This window comes from Streptomyces sp. NPDC002817, assembly GCF_053592055.1.
Genome location: NZ_JBSFUY010000019.1, coordinates 165,807 through 186,470, shown reverse-complemented (window position 1 = coordinate 186,470; position 20,664 = coordinate 165,807). Strand labels below are relative to the sequence as shown.

Below are 20,664 nucleotides of genomic sequence, written 5' to 3'. Positions count from 1 at the left end.
CCTGGACGAGCCGGGGCACCGTGAAGCCGGACGTGAACCAGCGGGCGTCCGCACTCTCCACGAGCCATTCCATGCCCTCGGCACGGACCCGCGCGGCCCGCTCCTCCCACGCCTTCGCACCGTTGAAGTGCGACGACGAGCAGATCACGGCCAGCGACGACACCCGCTCGGGGTGGTGCACGGCCAGGTGCAGCCCGACCGCACCGCCCAGCGACACCCCCGCGTACGCGAACCGCTCGATGCCGAGCGAGTCCGCGAGCGCGAGCACCAGGTCGGCGAGGTCACCGATGCCGGCGCCGGGACCGATCAGGCCGGCCGCGCCGCCGCCGTGCCCCGGCAGGTCCCAGCGGACCACCCGGTGGGTGATGGAGAGCTCGGGAGCGACCTGGTCCCACAGGGCGTACGAGGTCCCGAGCGACGGTCCGAGGATCAGCGGGGGAGCCGAAGCGGGGCCCTCGGCATGGTGGTTGAGGAGTTTCTCGGTCAACGTCGCTCCAGAGCACGATCGGTGAGGGTGGCGGCGGCCCCTGTGTATCGGGCGGGGTCGGTGAGGCTGTCGAGGTCGACGCCCTTCAACTCCGCTTCCTCCGCCAGGATGTCGCCCAGACTTCGATCCTCGGCGTAGGTGCGCTTCGCCAGCTCGGTCAGCAGGGCCTTGGCGCGGGCCCGGCCCAGCACCGGCGCCAGTTCGGCGGAGAGCCGCTCGGAGACGATCAACCCATGGGTGAGGTCCAGGTGTTCACGCATCACCTCCGCGTGCACCCGCAGCCCTTCGGTGAGTTCGGCGGCGTCACGGGCGGCGCCGCCGACCAGCCGGAGCAGGTCCCGCAGCGGTTCCCACTCCGCGTGCCAGGCCCCGGCCGGCCGCTCGTCCTCCGCGGTCAGCGACCCGTACAGCGTGGCCGCGAGCTGCGGCGCCCGCCGGGCCGCGGCCGCGATCAGCGTGGACCGTACGGGATTCGCCTTGTGGGGCATCGCCGACGAACCGCCGCCGCTGCCCTCGGAGACCTCGGCGATCTCGGTACGGGCCAGTGTGAGCACGTCCGTGGCGAGCTTCCCCAGCGCTCCGGCCGCGAACGCCAGGCACCCGGCGAGATCGGCGATCGGGGTGCGCAGGGTGTGCCAGGGAAGCTCGGGCGCCCGCAGGCCGAGTTCCCGGGCGTACGCCGCCGGCAGCGCGGTCGGGTCGGTGGCGCCGTACGCGGTGAAGGCGGCCAAGGTCCCGGCCGCGCCGCCGAGTTGGGCGGGCAGCGAGTTCCGTACGGCCGTGATCCGGTCCCGCGCGTCCAGCACCAGCGACCGCCACCCGGCCGCCTTCAGCCCGAAGGTCGTCGGCACGGCGTGCTGGGTCAAGGTCCGTCCCGGCATCGCGGTGTCCCGGTGCTCGGCGGCCAGCCGGGCCAGCGCCGCCTCCGTCCGCCCGAGGTCGGCACGGACCAGGTCGAGGGTGCGTACGGCGACCAGCACCGTCGCCGTGTCCATGATGTCCTGGCTGGTCGCACCCCGGTGGACGTACGGCCCGTACTCCCCGACGACCGCCTTCGTCAGGTCGGCGACGAGCGGGATCACCGGATTGCCGCCCGCACGCGCGCGTACGGCGATGTCCTGGGCGTCGAAGTCCGTGGATCGGGCCGCCGCGTTGACCGCTGTGGCGGCCGCCTCGGGAGCCAGGCCCAGAGCCACCTGGGCGCGGGTCAGCGCGGACTCCGCGTCGAGCAGCGCCCGCAGATACGCGGTGTCGCTCGTCGCGGAGGCTGCGGGGGAGCCGGCCCACCCGGGGGCGAGCAGACCGGCGTCGGGTTCGGCAGAAGTCACTGGAACTCCAGGAAGACCGTTTCGCCTTCGCCCTGAAGGCGGATGTCGAAACGGTAGGTCCCCTTGCCGTCGTCCGCAGCGATAAGCGTGTTCCGGCGCGCCTCGTCCACTTGGGAGAGCAGCGGGTCCGCGGCGAGCGCCGCGTCGTCGCCCGGGAGGTAGATACGGGTGTAGAGGTGCACGAGGAGCCCCCGCGCGAAGAGGCACACGCTGAGGTACGGCGCGCTGTGCCCCCGGGCGCCCGGCCGCAGCGTCCTCGCGGACCAGTGGCCGTTGGCGTCCGTCTGGATGCGCCCCCAGCCGGTGAACTCCACGCCGTTGCGGCCCAGGAAGCCGCCGCTCGACGGGTCGCGCCGCATGGAGCCGTCGACCGTCGAAACGTTGCCGTCCGGGTCGGCGCCCCACAGCTCCACGAACGCGTCCGGCAGCGGGTTGCCCTCGCCGTCGTAGACGTATCCCTGGAGCGCGATGGTGTCGGGGTGGCCGACGGGCGCGATGTCGCCGCCGCCGGGGAAGGGGAGGGCGTGGCCGTAGAAGGGCCCGACCGTGTGCGACGGAGTGGGCAGCACCGTCTCGGGACGGCTTGTGTCGATCTTCGTCATGGCAGGTCAGCGCCCTTCTTCGATCCAGGTGGCGTGCGGGCCGTCGAGCACGATGTCCCAGTGGTAGCCCATGGAGAACTCCGGCACCGACAGGTTGTGGTCGTACGTCGCGACGAGGCGCTGCCGGGCCGCGTCGTCCGTCACCGACTGGATGATCGGGTCGTACGGGAACAGCGGGTCGGCCGGGAAGTACATCTGCGTCACGAGCCGCTGGGTGAACGCCGTGCCGAAGAGCGAGAAGTGGATGTGTGCCGGGCGCCAGGCGTTGAGGTGCTGACGCCACGGGTACGGACCCGGCTGGATCGTCGTGAAGCGGTAGTGGCCGTCGCCGTCGGTGAGGGTGCGGCCGACGCCCGTGAAGTTCGGGTCCAGCGGGGCGTCGTGCTGCTCGCGCTGATGGGCGTACCGGCCGGCCGAGTTGGACTGCCAGATCTCGACCAACTGACCGCGCAGCGGGCGCCCGTTCCGGTCGAGGAGCCGCCCGGAGACGGTGATCCGCTCACCGATCGGCTCACCGTTGTGCTGCCGGGTGAGGTCGTTGTCGATCTCGGTGATGTCCCGTTCACCGAAGGCGGGGGAGTGCAGCTCCACCAGCTCCGGGTCCTTGGACACGTCGATCGTGATCGGCGGCTGTTTGGGGTGGCGCAGGACCGAGGAGCGGTACGGCGCGTAGTCGCGGCGCGGCTGATGCTCGACGGGCGCACCGTCGGCGACACGCTTCTCGTAGGCGGCGTGCTCGGCGGCGATTTCCTGGTCGATGTCGTGCTGGGTGAGAGTCATGGAAGGTCCTGGGGTTTCCTGAAATTCGGGTGGCCGGGGTCGCGCCCCGTCAGGGGCGCGGGGGAACTGCGCGACCAGCCGCGGACGGCCGGCAGTCGCGATCGATGTTCAGCGCTCCAGGACGAGGGCGAGTCCTTGCCCCACGCCGATGCACAACGTGGCGACACCGACTCCACTGCCCTGGCGAGCGAGTTGATGGGCGACGGTACCGGCGAGGCGGGCACCCGACGCACCCAGCGGATGGCCGAGAGCGATGGCACCGCCCTGCGGGTTGAGGATCGCGGGGTCGAACTCAGGCCACTCGGCAACACATCCCAGGACCTGGGCGGCGAACGCCTCGTTCAGCTCCAGGACCGACAGATCGTCAAACCCCTTGCCCGCCTTGGCCAGCGCACGCGTAACCGCCTCGACGGGGGCGAGGCCGAAGTAGTCCGGATCGAGGGCGTTCACGCCGGTCGCGGAGACCCGGGCGAGCGGCTCCCGTCCCGTGGCCCGCAGGCCCTCCTCATCCACCAGCAGCAGCGCCGCCGCACCGTCGTTCAAAGGGGACGCGTTGCCCGCGGTGACCGTTCCCCCGGAGGTGCGGAAGGACGGCTTGAGCTTCGCCATCGCGGCGAGGGAGGCGTCGGCCCGCACACACTCGTCGGCGCCGAAGTCCACCGGGTCGCCCTTGCGCTGCGGGATCGACACGGGCGCGAGCTCGGCGTCGAAGAGCCCTGCCTCCTGTGCCTTGGCGGCCTTCTGGTGCGAGGCCAGCGCGAACTCGTCCTGCTGCTCACGTGTGATCTTGTGCTTGTCGGCGATGAGTTCGGCCGACTCGCCCAGCGGGACGGTCCACTGCGGGTCCATCCTCGGGTTGACCATGCGCCAGCCGAGGGTCGTCGAGTACAGCTCGGTGTGCCCGGCGGGGAAGGCCCGGTCGTTCTTGGGCAGGACGTACGGTGCCCGGGTCATCGACTCCACACCGCCCGCCACGGCGATGGAGGCGTCGCCGACCGCGATGGCGCGGGCCGCCTGGATGACCGCCTCCAGGCCGGACGCGCACAGGCGGTTGACGGTCACGCCGGGGACCGAGGTGGGCAGGCCCGCGAGCAGGGCGCCCATGCGGGCGACGTTGCGGTTCTCCTCGCCGGCGCCGTTGGCGTTGCCGAAGTAGACGTCCTCGACACGGGAGGGGTCCAGGTCGGGCGTACGGGCGAGGAGTTCGCGGATGGCGTGGGCGGCCAGGTCGTCCGGGCGTACCGAGGACAGGCCGCCGTTGTAGCGGCCGATCGGGGTGCGGACCGCGTCGACGAGGTAGACGGGCTTCACAGCAGTTCCTCCGCGACGGTCAGCTTGGCGTCGGTCTTGGCGATGATCTCGTCGACCAGGACTCCGGGGGCGGCCTCGGTCAGCACGAGCCCCTCCGGCGTCACGTCGATCACGCCGAGGTCGGTGATGATCCGGTTCACGCACCCCTTGCCGGTCAACGGCAGCGCGCACTCCTCGAGGATCTTCGCGGAGCCGTCCTTGGCTGTGTGGGTCATGACGACGATGACGGTACGGGCGCCGTGGACGAGGTCCATCGCGCCGCCGATCCCGGTGATCATCTTGCCGGGGATGGCCCAGTTGGCGAGGTCGCCCTTGGCGGAGACCTGCATGGCGCCCAGCACGGCGACGTCGATGTGGCCGCCGCGGATCATCGAGAAGGACAGCGCGGAGTCGAAGAAGGAGGCACCGGGCAGGACCGTGACGGTCTCCTTGCCGGCGTTGATGAGGTCCGGGTCGACCTGGTCCTCGGTGGGGTAGGGGCCGGTGCCCAGGATGCCGTTCTCGGACTCCAGGATCACCTCGACGCCGGACGGGAGGTAGTTGGGGATCAGTGTGGGCAGGCCGATGCCGAGGTTGACGTACTGCCCGTCCTGCAGCTCGCGCGCCGCCCGCGCGGCCATCTGCTCGCGTGTCCAGGCCATCAGTTGCTCACCGTCCGCTGCTCGATCCGCTTGTCGGCGGCCTGCTCCGGAGTCAGTGCCACCACCCGCTGCACGAAGATCCCCGGCAGATGCACCGCGTCCGGTTCGATCTCGCCCGGCTCGACGAGTTCCTCGACCTCGGCGATCGTCACCCGGCCGGCCATCGCCGCGAGGGGGTTGAAGTTGCGCGTGGACTTGTTGAAGACGAGGTTCCCGTGCCGGTCGCCCCTGGCCGCCCGCACCAGCGCGAAGTCCGTGCGGATGCCGCGCTCCAGCACGTACTCGGTGCCGTCGAACTCCCGCACCTCCTTCGGCGGCGAGGCGAGCGCGACGCCGCCGGAACCGTCGTAGCGCCACGGCAGTCCGCCCTCGGCGACCTGGGTGCCCACCCCGGCGGGGGTGAAGAAGGCGGGGATGCCCGCGCCACCGGCGCGCAGCCGCTCGGCGAGCGTGCCCTGCGGGATCATCTCGACCTCGAGCTCGCCGGACAGGTACTGCCGCGCGAACTCCTTGTTGGCCCCGATGTAGGAGCCGGTCACCCGTGCGATACGGCCCGCGGCGAGCAGGACCGCGAGCCCGGACTCCATGGCCCCGCAGTTGTTGGAGACCACGCCGAGGCCGCTGACCCCACGCTCGTACAGGGCCTGGATCAGCACGTTCGGCACACCGCTGAGTCCGAAGCCGCCGACGGCGAGTGTCGCGCCGTCCGGCACATCGGCCACCGCCTCGGCGGCGGTGGCGACCACCTTGTCCATGCGTGAAGCTCCATCCCACTGATTAATCAGGGCACTGAGTATTTCCGTGAAGTTTCCTTCACGCTGCCACCGGACGGAGACGACGTCAAGACCTGTGAGAAGTGTGAGGTCACAAGGGTGGGCGACGTTGCAGACAGTCTGTGCCTCGCCGGGTATCGTTCAGTGCACTTACGAATCCGACCTCAGGAGCGCACATGGCCGCGGTGGATCTCACCACCCACCCCGGGCACCTGGCCCGGCGGCTCCAGCAGGCGCACTACCTGCTCTGGAACACGATGGTCTCGGAGGAGATCACCTCGCCGCAGTTCGCGGTCCTCAACGCGCTCGTCGCCGAGCCGGGCCTCGACCAGCGCACGGTGGGGGAGCGGGTGGGTCTGGACCGGTCCACCATCGCCGAGGTGATCAGCCGTCTCGGCCGCCGCGGGCTGGTCGACAAGGTGCGCGACCCGCAGGACGGCCGGCGGTTCCTGCTGCGCCTCACCGACGACGGGCTGCGAACCCACCGCAAACTGACCGTGCGCACGGCCCGGATGAACCAGGTCTTCCTGGCCCCGCTCTCCGCCGAGGAGCAGTCCGTCTTCTTCGAACTGATCCAGCGCGTCTCGGACGCGGCCGAAGGGCTCCGCAATCCCGCGGAACCCCTCGTCGCCCAGCGCTAGGCCTTGGCGAAGAGCACCCAGACCTGCCCCCGGGCGAAGTTCACCGGGTCGCCGTCACTCGTCGTGAACGTCGTACCGTCCGTCGCCTTCTCGCGCTTCCAGTCGACGGTGTACGCCTTCCCGCCGCGCAGCACCTTCGCCTTCCCGGAGCCCACCGTCTCGGTGTACGGCGTGTTGTTGCCGAGGAAGTCGTAGAAGTCGGACTTGCGGATCTTCACGTACTGCACGACGACCGTCGCCGGGGCCAGCCGCTTGCCGGCGGTCGTCACGGTCGGTGTGCCGTCCATCGAGACCAGATAGCGGTCCCGGTTCGAGGACCAGGTGAACCGGAAGGCGGCTGCCGGGTAGCGCACGGTCTCCGAGGTGTCCTTCGTCCCGCCGGACGACGGGGCGGCGCCGTAGGTGAAACCGGTCGTCAGGGCGTCCGAGCCCGGAACCGAGGGCATCAGGCGGTCCGGGCGCAGATAGAGGTTGTGCGGGGAGGGCTTGTCGGCGCCCCGGTAGTAGGCGCCCGACGTCTTTTCGGGTGTCTGCGGGTTCAGCGGCGCCTTGTCGATCAGCGGCATCAGCTTCCCCTGGGCGCCGGAGAAGGCGAGCGTCGGATGGTCGAACTGGCGCAGCAGTTCCAGATCGGACTCCCGGGCGCTGCGCACCGGCCCGATGACCTTGGGGAGCTTGGTCGCGTACACCGCCATCAGCCGGCTCAGTCCGCCCTCGACCTGCTCGGCGTAGATGATGTCCGCGGAATCGGTGCCCGTGTGCGGGCGGGCGGCCCGTGCGTTGTCGATCTTCACGGCGAGCGCGGACTCGCCGGTCAGCTCACTCTGCGAGGGCTCTTGGCTCGGGCCCTCGTCCTGGTCCTGGCTCTGCTCCGTTCCTCGTCCGTCGTCGACCGGGCCGGGCTGCTTGGTGCCTGTGCAGCCCGCCGCCAGAGAAACCGTCAGTGCGGCGGCCAGGAGCGCCGCCGTAGTCATGGCGCGTCTCTTGCGCGCCCTTCGTCCCATGCCCACCGTCGCCACCCAAGTCTCGTTTCACTGATTGTGCGCTTATGTGTTCATTGATGGCCATACCCGGTGGGATTTGATCGGTCGAGGTGAGTACCTCTGAGGAGCGTGTTGCTACGCCGAGCGGCCCACACCACGGTTCGGCGCAGGCCCTGAAGGGAGTGGCGTGATGAGGGCGGTGACCTGACAGGGCGAGCGGGACGTACGGGTGGAGGACGTGCCCGAAAGAAGCAGGACGGCGCGGTGAAGGTGCTGATGCGGCCCAGGGCCCCGGTGGGTCAGCCCAGGATCTCGTTCAGGTCGTACCTGACGGGCTCCTCCAGCTGCGCGTAGGTGCAGCTCTCCGGCTCCCGGTCCGGGCGCCAGCGGCGGAAGCGGGCCGTGTGCCGGAACCGGACGCCGTTCTCCATGTGGTCGTACGCCACCTCGGCCACCCGTTCCGGCCGGATCGCCACCCACGACAGGTCCTTCTTGCCCGACCAGCGGCTCGGCGCCCCGGGCAGCCGGGCGCTCTCGTGGGCCGCCTCCTCCGACCAGGCCGCCCAGGGGTGTCCGGTGGCGTCCTCCATGCGCAGCGGCTCCAGCTCCGTCACCAGCTCGGCGCGCCGCTTCATCGGGAAGGCGGCCGACACGCCCACGTGCTGGAGGGTGCCTTCGTCGTCGTGGAGGCCGAGCAGGAGCGAGCCGACGATCGGGCCGCTCTTGTGGAAGCGGTAGCCGGCGACGACGACGTCCGCCGTGCGCTCGTGCTTGATCTTGAACATGGCGCGGTCGTCCGGGCGATAGCGCAGGGCGAGCGGCTTGGCGATGACCCCGTCGAGCCCGGCCCCCTCGTACTGCTCGAACCACCGCTGAGCCACCTCGATGTCCGTGGTCGCCGGGGCCACGTGCACGGGGGCGGTCGCCCCGGACAGTGCCGTGGTCAGCAGCCTTCTGCGGTCGCTCTGCGGAACGTCCAGGAGTGACTCGTCCTGGAGGGCCAGCAGGTCGAATGCGACGAAGGACGCCGGCGTCCGCTCGGCGAGCGTACGGACCCGGGAGGCCGCCGGGTGGATGCGCTCGGTGAGCGCGTCGAAGTCCAGACGGCCGCCCCGCGCAATCACGATCTCCCCGTCCAGCACGCAGCGCTCGGGGACTCTCTCTTGCAGGGCTGCCACGAGCTCGGGGAAGTACCTGGTCAGCGACTTGCCGGTACGGCTGCCCAGCTCGACCTCGGCCCCGTCGCGGAACACGATCGCCCGGAACCCGTCCCACTTCGCCTCGTACTGCATGTCCGGCGGGATCCTGGCCACCGACTTGGCGAGCATCGGCTTCACGGGCGGCATCACCGGCAGATCCATGCAGTCGATTCTGCGCCCGTGAAGCCGTATATGCCCGGTGTGCGAGGTTTGCATGGTGCGCCTACCGTGGCTCGCATGGGTGAAGCGGTGGAACTGGAGGTGGGCGGCCGGACCGTCCGGCTGTCCAGTCCGGACAAGATCTTCTTCCCGGAGCGCGGGTTCACCAAGCTCGACCTGGCCCGCTACTACCAGGCGGTCGCCCCCGGCATCCTGCGGGCCCTGCGCAACCGCCCCACCACCCTGGAGCGCTACCCGGACGGCGTGACCGGCGAGTCCTTCTTCCAGAAGCGCGCACCGAAGAACATGCCCGACTGGATCCCGACCGCCCACATCACCTTCCCCAGCGGCCGCAGCGCCGACGAGATGTGCCCCACCGAGGAGGCCGCCGTCCTGTGGGCCGCCCAGTACGGCACGCTCACCTTCCACCCCTGGCCGGTACGGCGCGACGACGTCGACCGACCCGACGAACTCCGCATCGACCTCGACCCGCAGCCCGGCACGGACTACGACGACGCCGTGCGCGCGGCGGGTGAACTCCGTGCCGTGCTGGAGGAGTTCGGCGGACTGCGCGGCTGGCCGAAGACGTCCGGCGGACGGGGCCTGCATGTGTTCGTGCCGATCGAACCCCGCTGGACCTTCACGGAGGTCCGCAGGGCCGCGATCGCGGTGGGCCGGGAGATGGAACGGCGGATGCCGGACCAGGTGACGATCAAGTGGTGGAAGGAGGAGCGCGGCGAGCGCATCTTCATCGACTACAACCAGACCGCCAGAGATCGCACCATCGCGTCCGCCTACTCCGTACGGCCCCGCCCGCACGCCCCTGTCTCCGCCCCCCTGCGCTGGGACGAGGTCGGCGAGGCACACCCCCAGGACTTCGACCTCGCGACCATGCCCGCGCGCTTCGCCGAACTCGGCGATGTGCACGCGGACATGGACGATCACGCCTTCTCGCTCGACGCGCTGCTGGAACTGGCACGCCAGGACGAGCACGACCACGGTCTGGGCGACCTGCCGTACCCGCCCGAGTATCCGAAGATGCCGGGAGAGCCCAAGCGGGTACAGCCGAGCCGGGCCAGACACGACGACACGTGACGGAGGATCAGTCGCGGGCGGCCAGACGCCACAGCGAGGTCGTCTCCCGGCCACGGGCCGCGTGGAGGGGATCACCGGGGTCCGTCGCGCGGCGGTGACGCGGACTGGTGCCGATCCTCCCGCGTACGCGCAATCCCGCGCCCTCGATCGCCGAGAGCAGCTCGCCGCGTGTGCGAAGCCCCAGATGCTCGGCCAGGTCCGACAGGACCAGCCAGCCCTCGCCGCCCGGTGCGAGATGGTCTGCCAGTCCGTCCAGGAACCCGTGGAGCATGGTGCCGCCCGGGTCGTAGACGCCCTGTTCCAGCGCGGAGGTCGGCCGGGCCGGGAGCCAGGGCGGGTTGCAGACGACGAGGTCGGCGCGCCCCTCGGGGAACAGCCCCGGACCCGTCACCTCGACGCGCTCGGCAAGGCCCAGCCGTCGGGCGTTCTCACGGGCGCAGGCCAGGGCGCGCGGGCTGATGTCGGTGGCTGTGACGCGGCCGCACCCCCGGCGGGCCAGCACGGCGGCGAGCACTCCCGTCCCGGTGCCCAGGTCGAACGCGGTGCGGGGAGCGGGCACGGGGAGGGGTGCCGTCGCGACGAGGTCCACGTACTCGCCCCTGACCGGGGAGAACACGCCGTAGTGGGGGTGGACGCGGGCGCCGCCGAGGGCGGGTACCTCGACGCCCTTGCGACGCCACTCGTGTGCGCCGAGCACGCCCAGCAACTCCCTGAGGGAGATGACCACGGGGCCGCGGGGTGGACCGTAGGCCGCGGCGCATGCCTCGCGGACGTCCGGGGCCCTGCGCAGGGCCAGAGCGTGGTCGTCCGCCAGCGGCACCACGAGACGGCCCAGGATCCGGGCACGGTGGCCGCGCGCCCTGCGGTGCAGGTGGAAGGACTCGCTCGGGCTGTCGCCGGGCCGTGGTGGCTTGCGGTCGATACGACGGCCGATGGCCTCCAAGAGCCGGCGCGCGTGGTGGAAGTCGCCCTGCCAGAGCAGCGCGGTGCCCTCGCAGGCCAGACGGTGGGCACTGTCGGCGCGCATGCGGTCGTCGGCGACGACGACGCGTCGCGGTGCGGGGGCGGCGCTCTCGGAGTGCCAGCGGGTGTGCCGGACGGTGTCGGTGCGGGGCTCGGTCCAGGAGATGGTGGACACGGTGGACTCCTCGTGGTCGAACGTGCGGATACACGAAGAGCACTTCGACGAGGAGCACGAGAAGCGGCCGACGCGATGGCGTGGCCGCGGGTGAAAGGGCAGGTGGGCTCTCTGTGAGCGCCGGGGCTACCGCTCCCGCGTCGAAGCGCGAGCGGGGACGTCGCCGAGCACCATGCCGAGTGTCATGACCTGTCCTGTCGGGGCTGTCGGGAGGGGACGGCAGCAGGCTCGCACGTGCCCTTGCCGCCGGGCAAACCGTTTGCGGGGTGCGGCCCACCGTCACCGCGGTGGGCCGCACCCCTGGGAAATCACCGGAGAGCCGGGCTCACAACTCCTTGATCCTGACGTCCCGGTACGAGACCACGTCCGTGGTGCCGTGCACCTGGAGTCCGAGGTAGCCGGAGGCGAACCGTCGCCCGTCCGTGCCCGGGTCGTCCGAGCGGGGCGGGGTGAAGTCCTGGCCGCCGATGTTGTCGAACTCGTTGATCAGCACGCCGTTGCGGTAGACCGAGTAGTGCTGGTCGACCACCCGGATCTCGTAGTCGTTCCAGGTGCCCTTCTGGGTCACGCCCGCGCCGGCCAGGCCCACGCGGTCGAAGCCGTAGACCGAGCCCGTCTTGTACATGTCGCCGTCGGGCCGGTCCAGGACCTGCACCTCGTGCCCGTACTTGATGGCGACCCACTCCGGCCGTGACTCCTCCGGATGGTCGTGGATCCACGGGAACCGCACGAACACACCGGAGTTGGCGTTGCCGGTGCCCGGCGCGTCGTCCCGCCACTGGAGCCGCAGCGAGAAGTCGCCGTACTTGCGCTCCGGGAACCACAGCATGCCGAGCCCGTCCTTGGTCGTGCCGGAGGTGATCGACCCGTCGGCGTTCAGCCCGAACGAACCGCCGCCCACCTGCTGCCACTTGGCGAACGACTCGGCGCTGCCGTCGAGGATCCTCCGGTAGCCCTCGGTCTGCCCGGGCCTGCCGATCCCGGACTGCCGGGCGGCCTTCTGGACGGCGTTGTACTCGCGCTGGTCGACGACCCCTTCCTCGAGGAGCTTGTCGAGGACAGTCTTCACGTGCTTGACGAACAGCGCGTGCGAGGTCCACTCCTTCTCGTCCTCGATCAACTCGTTGATACGGCATCGGCTGTTGGTGAGCCGGTTGGGCACACCCGAGTCGACCTCGCCGACGATCACCGTCAACCGCTCGTCGAACTCGGGGCAGTTGGGTGCGGGGACCTGGCTGGACACGACGGTGAAGGTCGCCGTGCGAGCGGCAGCGGTGTTGCCCGCCTTGTCGGTGGCCCGGTAGGCGAGGGTGTGGGTGCCGGCGCGGTCGACGATCACCGGAGTGGTGTATGCGATGTACGGTCCACCGTCGATCGAGTACTCGATCCGGTCGACACCGGAACCATGCTCGTCCGTCGCGCTCACGGTCACCTTGGCGTTGCCGACATAGGCCCCGGCCGAGTTCTTCGTGCCCGCGACGGTCACACCCGTCACCGGCGGTGTGGTGTCCGGGGTGGGTGTCGCGACGACCGTGAACCGCACGCTCTTCTCGCCGGCGACGTTGCCCGCCTTGTCGGTGGCCCGGTAGCGCACGGTGTGGGTGCCGAGCTGGTGCACCATCACGGGCGCGGTGTACGCCTGCCAGGCCCCGTCGCCGACGGCGTACTCGATGGTGTTGACGCCGGAGCCGGTGTCCGAGGCGGACACGGTCACCGTCGCCATGTCGAGGTACGCCCCGTCCGCGTTCTGCTCGCCGGTCACCGTCGCCGAGGTGTCCGGGGGTGCGGTGTCGTCGGAGGGCGGGGGGGCCACCGTGAACCGGACGCTCTTCTCGGCGGCGACATTGCCCGCCTTGTCGAGCGCCCGGTAGCGGATCCTGTGGCTGCCGACCTGGTCGACGACGACCGGGGTGGTGTACGGCAGCCAGTCGCCCGAATCGCCGACCGCGTACTGTATACCGTCGACCCCGGACCCGCCCTCGTTGTCCGTCGCGCTGATCGCGACACTCGCCGAGCCGACGTACTCGCCCTGCGCGTTCTGTGTCCCGGTCACCTGCGCCGCCGTCGTGGGCGGAACGGTGTCCTCGCCGGTGCCCTCGGTCACCACGAGGATGCCCTGCATCTGTCCGTGGCCCGGGATCGTGCAGTGGTAGAAGTAGCGGCCCGGGGTGAGGGTGACCTCGGCGGTGTGGCGGCCGTCCATGTCGTCGTTCGGGTTCGCGAGGATGTTGAGTTCCACATCGCTGTTGAACTCCGGGTCCGACGTCACGAACGTCAACGTGTGCGGCATGCCGGTGGTGTTGCCGGTCGCCACGCTGTTCTCGAAGACGATCGTCGCCTGACCCGCCACCGCGGTCGTCGGCGCCGACGTGTACTTGGTGATGTCGTCGCCGGCTGTCCAGGTGAGTGTCTGGGCGGCGGCCGCCCGCTCCCCGGGCTGCTGGGCGGAGACGGGTGCCGTCTGCAGCCCGAGCATGATCAGTGCGGCGGCCAGCAGGGCCGTCCAGATTCTTCGTCGCTGTGTCACCGAGCGGCCCCCCTCGCCAGCTGGCCGGCGGCCGGAGTGGGACCGCCGCCCTTGTAAGTGACCTGCCACAGCGCCGACTTGGCGTCCGAGGTGAAGAAGCCGCGGCCGTAGTCGAGCACGTACAGCGAGCCGTCCGGACCGAACTTCCAGTCCATGAGGTTCCTGATGCCGTCGTTGCCGATGGGCACGATCTTCTTCAACGACTCGGCGTGCACGGGCAGTCCGCCGTCCCCGTGCGTCTTCGGGTCGGTGATGACGGCGTTGCGCGGCTGGTCGGCGTCGTAGAAGTCGCCGACGAACCATTTGCCGTCCCAGTACGCGGGCCACTTGACCTCGCTGGCGCTCTCCGTGTCGTAGCGGTAGACCGGTCCGTTCATCGCGGCCTGTCCGCCGCCCTTCAGCCACGGCAGCAGATACGTGGACTCCTCCTGCTTGTAGGAGGGGATGCCGTTCGCGTCGCGCGGGAAGTCCGGTGCGCCGCCCTGGGGCGAGTACCAGATGTTGTTGCCGGTGACCGGCGGGAGGTTGACGAGGCCGTCGTTGTTCGGGGACTCGTTCTTCGGGTGGTCGCAGTCGTACCAGCCCAGCGGCTTCGTCGGGTCGGGGAGGTTGCGGTCGCGATAGGGCTGCTTGTTGCCCATGCAGTACGGCCAACCCCGGTTGCTCGCCCTGGTGATGACGGCGAACGTGTCGTACTTGGCCGGACCCCAGGTCGTCGAGGGCGCCGAGGCGTCCGGGCCGACCCAGCCGGCGTACAGGATGTCGGTCTGCCGGTCGACGAAGATACGGGCGGGGTTTCTGACCCCCATCACATAGATCTCGCCGCGGGTCTTGCCGCCGCCCTCGTCGGTCTCCTGCCCGGTGAAGAGGTTCCCGGCGGGCAGGGTGTACGTCCCGTCCGGCTCCGGGTGGATGCGCAGGATCTTGCCGTTGAGGTTGTGGGTGTTGCCGGCGGTGCGCCGCGCGTCGGCGAAGGAGACGCCCTTGTAGTTCGGCTCCGGGTTGTTGCCCGAGTAGCCACCGCTGAAGCCACTGGAGTTGTTGTCACCGGTCGCGATGTACAGGTTGCCCTTCGAGTCCCAGGTCATCCCGCCGCCCGCATGGCAGCAACTGTGGATCTGCACCGGCCACTTCAGCAGCGCTTTCTCACTGCCCAGGTCCAGCTTGTTCGTGGCGAGGTCGAGCGTGAACCGGGAGACCCGCCGCTCGGCCATACGCGTCTCGCGGTTGATCTGCGAGTGCGGTGTGTAGTGCAGATACACCCACCCGTTGTCCTCGAACCGCGGATCGAGCTCGATGCCGAGAAGCCCCTCCTCGACCTTGACCAGCTCGTCGCCGCCGCCCTTGTTGCCGAAGACCGTCAACGCCCCCGCGAGGGTGACCTTCTTGGTCTTCGGGTCGTAGACATGGATCTCCCCCTTGCCCTTGCCGATGTCGGGGTTGTTCCAGTCGGTGACCACGGGCTGCGAGGAGTCCGCGCCGCCCCGGCCGATGTAGAGCACCCGGCCGTCGGGCGCGGTGACCAGGCCGTGCGGCTCGCCGATCTGGTCGTTCTGCCCCGCCTGGTTGGGCTGGGTGAGGCGTTCCGCCTTGTAGTTGCCGGTGATGGTCGCCTTGCAGTCGGCCTGCACCAGCCGCGAGGTCCACAACAGGGCACCGCGCAGATGCGTACGGAAGTCGCTCTCGTCGTAGGACGACACCGTGCCGCCCATGCCGGTGTAGAAGGAACGGCCGCCGTCGTAGTCACGGCACCAACTCACCGGATGGTCCCAGCCGTTCTTGCTCGCTCCCGGCTGATACGTCGACTCGCGGACCCGGGCCACGGTGTGGACCTCGCCCGACGGGTTCTTGGCCCAGTTGAACCACCGGTCGGGCCGCTTCCACTGCACCGGCAGATCCCTGGTCGCCGGATGCCGGCGGTCGCCGACCTCGACGACGGCCCGTTGAACGGCCGTCGGACTGGAGGCCGCCGGGCGGGCCCCGACCAGACCCGTGAACCAGTCCGAGTACGGCTCGGCGCGCGCCGCGTCATGGACGCCGACGAAACCACCGCCGGCCTCCATGTAGGCCTCCAGGCCGGCCTCCTGCTCCGGATCGAGGATGTCACCGCCGCCGGTCAGGAAGACGATCGCGTTGTAACGCCCGAGCTTCGTCTCGTCGGTGAACACCGAGGCGTCGTCGGTGGCCTCGGTCTTGAACCGCTGGTCCGTCGGCCCGGACAGGCCGATCGTCTCGATCGTCTCGATCCCGGCGTTCACGACCGGCGACTCCTCCCCGGCCGCCGCGGAACCGTAGAAGACCAGCACGCGTACATTCGCGCCGCCTGGTGGCGACTTCACGGACATCGTTGTCAGGGGCGGCTCCGGGGCCGGACGCGCGCTGGCGGCGGGACCCGACAGCAGTCCGGCGACGACGATCCCGGCGCTCACGCCCGCCACGCCGACCCGTCTTCCCGCGCTCAGTCCTCGTAAGTGCATGGGCACCTCCTCGGTCACAGCAACAGCGCGATGGAAGCTAGACCTCTTTGCGCAACTCGCCAATACCTATGACCGAGTTGGGGTCAACTTTGTCCTGAGCGTGGAAAAACAGCGGAACGGCCGGTACCGTCTCACAGGTTCATCACAGGTGCGTCTCCGCAAGTTCCGTATCAGGGTGGGGAGTTCCACGTGGACAGACGCGGGTTCAATCGACGAGTACTGCTGGGCGGCGCTGCCGTCGTGGGCAGCGGGGCCGTCGCGACATCGTTGTCGCTGGCGCCGGACGCCGCGAGCGCCGACGGACCGGCCCGGACCGCACCGGCCGGGGGCGAGGTGAGACACATCAAGATGTACGCCGAGAAGCTCGCCGACGGGCAGATGGGCTACGGCTTCGAGAAGGGCAAGGCGACGATCCCCGGCCCGCTCATCGAACTCAACGAGGGCGACACCCTGCACATCGAGTTCGAGAACACCATGGACGTCACGGCGAGCCTCCACGTCCACGGTCTCGACTACGAAATCACCAGCGACGGCACCAAGTTGAACAAGAGCGACGTCGAGCCCGGCGGCACCCGCACCTACACCTGGCGCACCCACGCCCCCGGCCGCCGCAAGGACGGCACCTGGCGGGCGGGCAGCGCCGGCTACTGGCACTACCACGACCATGTGGTGGGGACCGAGCACGGGACGGGCGGGATCCGCAAGGGCCTCTACGGTCCGGTGATCGTGCGGCGCAAGGGCGACGTCCTCCCGGACAAGACGTACACGATCGTCTTCAACGACATGCTCATCAACAACAAGCCGGCGCACTCCGGGCCGAACTTCGAGGCCACGGTGGGCGATCGCGTCGAGTTCGTGATGATCACGCACGGCGAGTACTACCACACGTTCCACATGCACGGTCACCGCTGGGCCGACAACCGCACGGGCATGCTCACCGGCCCCGACGACCCGAGCCAGGTCATCGACAACAAGATCGTGGGCCCCGCGGACTCCTTCGGCTTCCAGGTCGTCGCGGGGGAGGGCGTCGGGGCGGGCGCGTGGATGTACCACTGCCATGTCCAGAGCCACTCCGACATGGGGATGGTCGGGCTGTTCCTGGTGAAGAAGACGGACGGCACGATCCCGGGGTACGAGCCGCACGGGCACGATCACTGACGGGAGAGGTCGAACAGGGTCCCTTCCGTGCCGGGTTGCTCCTGGACGTAGGGGCGGGGCCGCCGAAGAAGGCGACGTGCCAGCCGTGGACGACGACGCCGTGGGCGTACCTGACCGACGTGGTGCGGACGCGGGTCGGTCGGCCGTGACGGGCTTCCAGGAGAGGGAAGTCCGTGTACGGGTAGGCGCCAGGTGGCGCGGTGGTCCACCTTGAGCGCGTAGGGAGCCGCGTCGTACTCCCACAGGGGCCTTCCCCGCTGCTCCACCGGCGTACGCCGGGCTCGCCGAGCCGGTCGCCGGGGACGCCTTGGTCGAAGTGGCCGACCATACGTCCCCCGACCCGTCGGTCAGGAAGTGCTCGATGCCGTCGCCCACCCGGAAGGTGCACGAAGGACGTCCCAGCGCATCGAACGCCTGTACCTGGTCGTTCCCGGCCCGACCGCGCGCATCGGCCGGCAGGAATCCGCCGTCCGGCAGGGCGCCGATCATCGGGTGGCGTGGCCCCACCGCACTCAGACGCGTCTCGTCCGCGTAGCCACCCTCCACGGTGACCACCAGCGCGTAGTACGGGCCGTGCGGGCTCCGAGTCCGCAGAGCAGCCAATGCGCACGCCCGAAGGCATCGACGGTGCTGTGCAGTACGTCCCGGTCGCGGTACGCGCGGGGCAGGCGGGCGCGCGGGGCCAGGCGGCGGTCAGCGGACATGGGCCTTTCTCGTGGTCGTACGCCGATGATCCGGCCGTCCCGATCTCGTGAGCAACCGGGATTCCGGTCCCCGGAGAGCGCTCTCACGCCTCCCCGGCCAGGGCTATCCTGATCCGCAACCACGAGGAGGGCCCCGAAGTGACCGAGACAGCGCCGCGTCCCACGCTGGAGGCCGTGGCCGAGCGGGCCGGGGTCTCGCGGGCCACCGTGTCCCGGGTGGTGAACGGCGGGGACGGGGTGCGGGAGCCGCTCGTCGAGCGGGTCCGGCGGGCGGTGGAGGAGCTGGGGTACGTGCCCAACCAGGCCGCCCGCAGCCTGGTGACGCGCCGGCACGACGCGATCGCCGTCGTCGTCGCCGAGCCGGAGACCCGGGTCTTCGCCGACCCCTTCTTCGCGCTGCAACTCAGGGGGATCAGCAAGGAGTTGACGGCACACGACAACCAATTGGTCCTGCTGCTGACCGAGGGGCGCGACGACCACGCCCGGGTCGGCCGCTACCTCGCCGGCGGCCATGTCGACGGGGCGCTCGTCTTCTCCCTGCACCTCGACGATCCGCTGCCCGAACTGATCCAACGGGCCGGTATCCCGACGGTGTTCGGCGGCCGGCCCGGGTGGAGCGACGGCAGCCGTGACGTGGTGTTCGTCGACAGCGACAACCGGGGTGGGGCGCGGGACGCCGTACGCCACCTCGTGGGTCTCGGCCGCACGCGCGTGGCGCACATCACCGGTGCCCTGGACCAGACGTCGGCGGTGGACCGGCTGGAGGGGTTCCGGGACGTCATGGGGGACACCGGTCCGGAGCTGGTGGTCGAGGGGGACTTCACCCCCGGGGGCGGGGAACGGGCGATGCGGGAGCTGCTCGAACGCTGCCCGGACGTCGACGCCGTGTTCGCCGCGAACGACCTCATGGCGTCCGGGGCGCTGCGGGTGCTGCGTGAACGGGGACGGCGCGCGCCTGACGACGTGGCCGTGATCGGGTTCGACGACATGCTGACAGTGGCGGAGCAGACCGATCCGCCGCTCACGACGATCCGTCAGGACATCGAGGAGATGGGGCGGTTGATGGCCCGGCTGTTGCTGGGGACGGACGGCGCCGCGTCCAGCGTCGTGCTGCGGACGACGCTGGTGCGGCGGGCGTCCGCCTAGGCGTCGTAGGCGCGCATCTTGTCCAGCGTCAGCTCCAGGAGGGCCATCCGGAAGCCGGGCTCCGTGTCGTCGCCGTCCTCGTGCTCGTTCGGCCGGTCGGGCCAGCCGTCCTGGCGCAGCCGCTCCAGCAGACGGGCCCACTGCGCGGTCACATCCTTCGACGGCAGCTTTCCGAGATCCAGGAAGAGGTCCACGGAGCTGATGAACCGGGCCTCTACATCGGGCCGTCGGAGCTCGGCCGTCAGCAGGTCGAACGCTCCGGGCTCGTCCCGGTGGATCGCCCCGTCCACGCTCGCCACCCGCAGACCCGGGTCGGCCGATCCGGCCTTGCCCGCGAGCGCCGCGGAGGCAGCACGGGTGTCGGCCTCCTCCCTGCAGGGAATCGTGGCGAGGGCGTACGCCGCCGAGCGCACGACCTCGATGTCGGGGTCGTGCTCCATGGCCTCGATCAGGGCGGCGACGGCCCGCGACTCCTCGGGCTGTCCGGGAGCGATGGTGTCCAGTCCGCCGGCGGCGTTCGCCCGTACCAGCGGGTCGGCGTGGCCGAGCGCCGAGAGGAACATCTCGACCGGTGGGTCGTGCAGGCGCCGGTCGGCGTGGAGCGAGGGATAGCAGCTCAGGACCTCGCTGAAGGTGAACGGATCCTGGTCCGGTACGCAGAGGCTGTCGAGCGTCTCGCGGACGGCGTCGTTCAGGCATACGTGGTTGAGCTGGAGCATGACGGCGAGGGCCTGCACGCCCAGCGCCACGCGGTCCGGTTCGGTACTCCCGCACAGGTCGAGGGCCTCTCTGATGCGCAGGGCGGCCAGCTGCCGATCCGCCCAGGTCTCGTCATCAGACAGTTCGCAGTGGGAAAGCAGCAGCGCGTGGCGGTCGTCGCTCCTCGCCGGGTGCGCCAGGGCCCGTTCCAAGGTCTCCCGGGTCTCGCGTCGTGTGCGTTCGATGTCGTCCGCGGGGAGCGGAACGTGGCGGCGCACGGCGGCGTGGAGCAGCTCGACGGTCACGCCGAACGTGACCACGTAGTCGAGGGAGTCCGGGTCCGTACCGGACAGCTCATGGGGCTTCCCGCCCTGCTCACGCACGCGCCGCAGCCGAGCGCCCACTTCGGCGGCCAACTCGTCGTCGACGGTGTCCAGCGCGGCACCCGCCCCGAACTCCGCCAGCAACGCGGTCCAGGCACGTACCAGTTCAACCGGCGCATCGGCATGGGCGGCGAACATCCGCTCCACGCGTTCCCGCACCGCCCGATCCCGGCGGACGGCATCGCAGAACGGCCCCGCGACAGCGTCGAACCAGGTGGGAGACGGCTCCCGGTCCATCGCCTGAGCCAGCTCCCGTATCGCCCACCCCGTGTCCTGCGCCTGGGCGACCTCACCGGCGGCAGCCACCCGCACCTCCGGCTCGGGCGACCTCAGCCGTACGGACAGCTCGCGCTGCTGCTCCTGATCTTTCCGAGCCCGGCGCTCGGTGAACGTCCTGAACATCCCGACAGGCTAAGGGCGCTCACCGACCGGC

General features: G+C 70.4%; 18 protein-coding genes. 5 read left to right on the top strand and 13 right to left on the bottom strand.

Going from position 1 to position 20,664, the window contains the following annotated elements; all coding sequences use genetic code 11:
• The 7 genes from ACWD3I_RS30735 to ACWD3I_RS30705 all read right to left on the bottom strand — a co-directional run.
• A partial coding sequence (locus ACWD3I_RS30735; RefSeq protein ID WP_451084222.1) for an alpha/beta fold hydrolase occupies window positions 1-487 on the bottom strand: 487 nt, incomplete at its 3' end.
• Complete coding sequence (pcaB, locus tag ACWD3I_RS30730; RefSeq protein WP_365397118.1) at window positions 484-1,815, bottom strand: 3-carboxy-cis,cis-muconate cycloisomerase; 1,332 nt, start codon at window positions 1,813-1,815, stop codon at window positions 484-486. The genes pcaB and ACWD3I_RS30735, both read right to left, overlap by 4 nt.
• Window positions 1,812-2,417, bottom strand: coding sequence for a protocatechuate 3,4-dioxygenase subunit alpha (gene pcaG, locus ACWD3I_RS30725; RefSeq protein ID WP_365397115.1), 606 nt, complete (start codon window positions 2,415-2,417; stop codon window positions 1,812-1,814). The genes pcaB and pcaG overlap by 4 nt, the downstream gene beginning before the upstream one ends.
• A 6-nt stretch (window positions 2,418-2,423) precedes the next feature.
• A complete protein-coding gene (gene pcaH / locus ACWD3I_RS30720; RefSeq protein WP_365397112.1) occupies window positions 2,424-3,197 on the bottom strand; it encodes a protocatechuate 3,4-dioxygenase subunit beta in 774 nt (257 codons plus the stop codon).
• Between the two features lie 108 nt (window positions 3,198-3,305).
• Entirely contained in the window at window positions 3,306-4,508 is a 1,203-nt protein-coding gene (locus ACWD3I_RS30715) for a thiolase family protein (RefSeq protein ID WP_365413545.1), read from the bottom strand.
• Window positions 4,505-5,149 carry a CoA transferase subunit B gene (locus ACWD3I_RS30710; RefSeq protein WP_365413542.1) on the bottom strand — a complete coding sequence of 215 codons (645 nt, stop codon included), beginning with the start codon at window positions 5,147-5,149 and terminating at the stop codon, window positions 4,505-4,507. Before ACWD3I_RS30710 ends, ACWD3I_RS30715 begins: the two co-directional genes overlap by 4 nt.
• Complete coding sequence (locus ACWD3I_RS30705; RefSeq protein WP_365413540.1) at window positions 5,149-5,904, bottom strand: CoA transferase subunit A; 756 nt, start codon at window positions 5,902-5,904, stop codon at window positions 5,149-5,151. The genes ACWD3I_RS30710 and ACWD3I_RS30705 overlap by 1 nt, the downstream gene beginning before the upstream one ends.
• Window positions 5,905-6,098: 194 nt before the next feature.
• Here ACWD3I_RS30705 and ACWD3I_RS30700 point away from each other — a divergent pair, with 194 nt between their 5' ends.
• A complete protein-coding gene (locus ACWD3I_RS30700; RefSeq protein WP_266885666.1) occupies window positions 6,099-6,563 on the top strand; it encodes a MarR family winged helix-turn-helix transcriptional regulator in 465 nt (154 codons plus the stop codon).
• Here ACWD3I_RS30700 and ACWD3I_RS30695 read toward each other — a convergent pair.
• Both ACWD3I_RS30695 and ACWD3I_RS30690 read right to left on the bottom strand, forming a co-directional pair.
• Window positions 6,560-7,537: a DUF3048 domain-containing protein gene (locus tag ACWD3I_RS30695; protein WP_365413537.1), complete on the bottom strand. Its 978-nt coding sequence runs from the start codon at window positions 7,535-7,537 to the stop codon at window positions 6,560-6,562. The genes ACWD3I_RS30700 and ACWD3I_RS30695 overlap by 4 nt on opposite strands.
• A gap of 308 nt (window positions 7,538-7,845) precedes the next feature.
• Window positions 7,846-8,907: an ATP-dependent DNA ligase gene (locus ACWD3I_RS30690; protein WP_365413535.1), complete on the bottom strand. Its 1,062-nt coding sequence runs from the start codon at window positions 8,905-8,907 to the stop codon at window positions 7,846-7,848.
• A gap of 75 nt (window positions 8,908-8,982) precedes the next feature.
• Between ACWD3I_RS30690 and ligD the strand changes: the two genes are divergently transcribed.
• Window positions 8,983-9,999: a non-homologous end-joining DNA ligase gene (gene ligD / locus ACWD3I_RS30685; protein ID WP_365413533.1), complete on the top strand. Its 1,017-nt coding sequence runs from the start codon at window positions 8,983-8,985 to the stop codon at window positions 9,997-9,999.
• Between the two features lie 7 nt (window positions 10,000-10,006).
• Here ligD and ACWD3I_RS30680 read toward each other — a convergent pair whose 3' ends face one another.
• From ACWD3I_RS30680 to ACWD3I_RS30670, 3 genes are all read right to left on the bottom strand, one after another.
• Entirely contained in the window at window positions 10,007-11,137 is a 1,131-nt protein-coding gene (locus tag ACWD3I_RS30680; RefSeq protein WP_365413531.1) for a class I SAM-dependent methyltransferase, read from the bottom strand.
• Between the two features lie 325 nt (window positions 11,138-11,462).
• The gene (locus tag ACWD3I_RS30675) at window positions 11,463-13,613 is read right to left on the bottom strand and encodes an OmpL47-type beta-barrel domain-containing protein (protein WP_365411701.1); all 2,151 of its coding nucleotides are present in this window, start codon (window positions 13,611-13,613) and stop codon (window positions 11,463-11,465) included.
• Window positions 13,614-13,660: 47 nt separating this feature from the next.
• Window positions 13,661-16,141, bottom strand: coding sequence for a ThuA domain-containing protein (locus ACWD3I_RS30670; RefSeq protein ID WP_365411662.1), 2,481 nt, complete (start codon window positions 16,139-16,141; stop codon window positions 13,661-13,663).
• Window positions 16,142-16,330: 189 nt separating this feature from the next.
• Between ACWD3I_RS30670 and ACWD3I_RS30665 the strand changes: the two genes are divergently transcribed.
• From ACWD3I_RS30665 to ACWD3I_RS30655, 3 genes are all read left to right on the top strand, one after another.
• The gene (locus ACWD3I_RS30665) at window positions 16,331-17,299 is read left to right on the top strand and encodes a multicopper oxidase domain-containing protein (RefSeq protein WP_365411665.1); all 969 of its coding nucleotides are present in this window, start codon (window positions 16,331-16,333) and stop codon (window positions 17,297-17,299) included.
• 602 nt (window positions 17,300-17,901) lie between these two features.
• Window positions 17,902-18,054 carry a hypothetical protein gene (locus ACWD3I_RS30660; RefSeq protein ID WP_365411668.1) on the top strand — a complete coding sequence of 51 codons (153 nt, stop codon included), beginning with the start codon at window positions 17,902-17,904 and terminating at the stop codon, window positions 18,052-18,054.
• A gap of 87 nt (window positions 18,055-18,141) precedes the next feature.
• Window positions 18,142-19,149 carry a LacI family DNA-binding transcriptional regulator gene (locus ACWD3I_RS30655; protein WP_365411671.1) on the top strand — a complete coding sequence of 336 codons (1,008 nt, stop codon included), beginning with the start codon at window positions 18,142-18,144 and terminating at the stop codon, window positions 19,147-19,149.
• On the opposite strand, the gene ACWD3I_RS30650 is transcribed toward ACWD3I_RS30655, so the two are convergent.
• The gene (locus ACWD3I_RS30650; RefSeq protein ID WP_365411674.1) at window positions 19,146-20,633 is read right to left on the bottom strand and encodes a HEAT repeat domain-containing protein; all 1,488 of its coding nucleotides are present in this window, start codon (window positions 20,631-20,633) and stop codon (window positions 19,146-19,148) included. The two genes, ACWD3I_RS30655 and ACWD3I_RS30650, sit on opposite strands and share 4 nt — an antisense overlap.
• Window positions 20,634-20,664 lie beyond the last annotated feature (31 nt).

Bases quoted from the DNA above. Each gene is read 5' to 3' on its own strand.
- pcaG (WP_365397115.1), bottom strand. From the start codon at position 2,417: ATGACGAAGATCGACACAAGCCGTCCCGAGACGGTGCTGCCCACTCCG.
- ACWD3I_RS30700 (WP_266885666.1), top strand. From the start codon at position 6,099: ATGGCCGCGGTGGATCTCACCACCCACCCCGGGCACCTGGCCCGGCGG.
- ACWD3I_RS30650 (WP_365411674.1), bottom strand. From the start codon at position 20,633: ATGTTCAGGACGTTCACCGAGCGCCGGGCTCGGAAAGATCAGGAGCAG.
- ACWD3I_RS30670 (WP_365411662.1), bottom strand. From the start codon at position 16,141: ATGCACTTACGAGGACTGAGCGCGGGAAGACGGGTCGGCGTGGCGGGC.
- ACWD3I_RS30660 (WP_365411668.1), top strand. From the start codon at position 17,902: ATGCGCACGCCCGAAGGCATCGACGGTGCTGTGCAGTACGTCCCGGTC.
- ligD (WP_365413533.1), top strand. From the start codon at position 8,983: ATGGGTGAAGCGGTGGAACTGGAGGTGGGCGGCCGGACCGTCCGGCTG.
- ACWD3I_RS30710 (WP_365413542.1), bottom strand. From the start codon at position 5,149: ATGGCCTGGACACGCGAGCAGATGGCCGCGCGGGCGGCGCGCGAGCTG.
- ACWD3I_RS30705 (WP_365413540.1), bottom strand. From the start codon at position 5,904: ATGGACAAGGTGGTCGCCACCGCCGCCGAGGCGGTGGCCGATGTGCCG.
- ACWD3I_RS30675 (WP_365411701.1), bottom strand. From the start codon at position 13,613: ATGCTCGGGCTGCAGACGGCACCCGTCTCCGCCCAGCAGCCCGGGGAG.
- pcaH (WP_365397112.1), bottom strand. From the start codon at position 3,197: ATGACTCTCACCCAGCACGACATCGACCAGGAAATCGCCGCCGAGCAC.
- ACWD3I_RS30690 (WP_365413535.1), bottom strand. From the start codon at position 8,907: ATGGATCTGCCGGTGATGCCGCCCGTGAAGCCGATGCTCGCCAAGTCG.
- ACWD3I_RS30695 (WP_365413537.1), bottom strand. From the start codon at position 7,537: ATGACTACGGCGGCGCTCCTGGCCGCCGCACTGACGGTTTCTCTGGCG.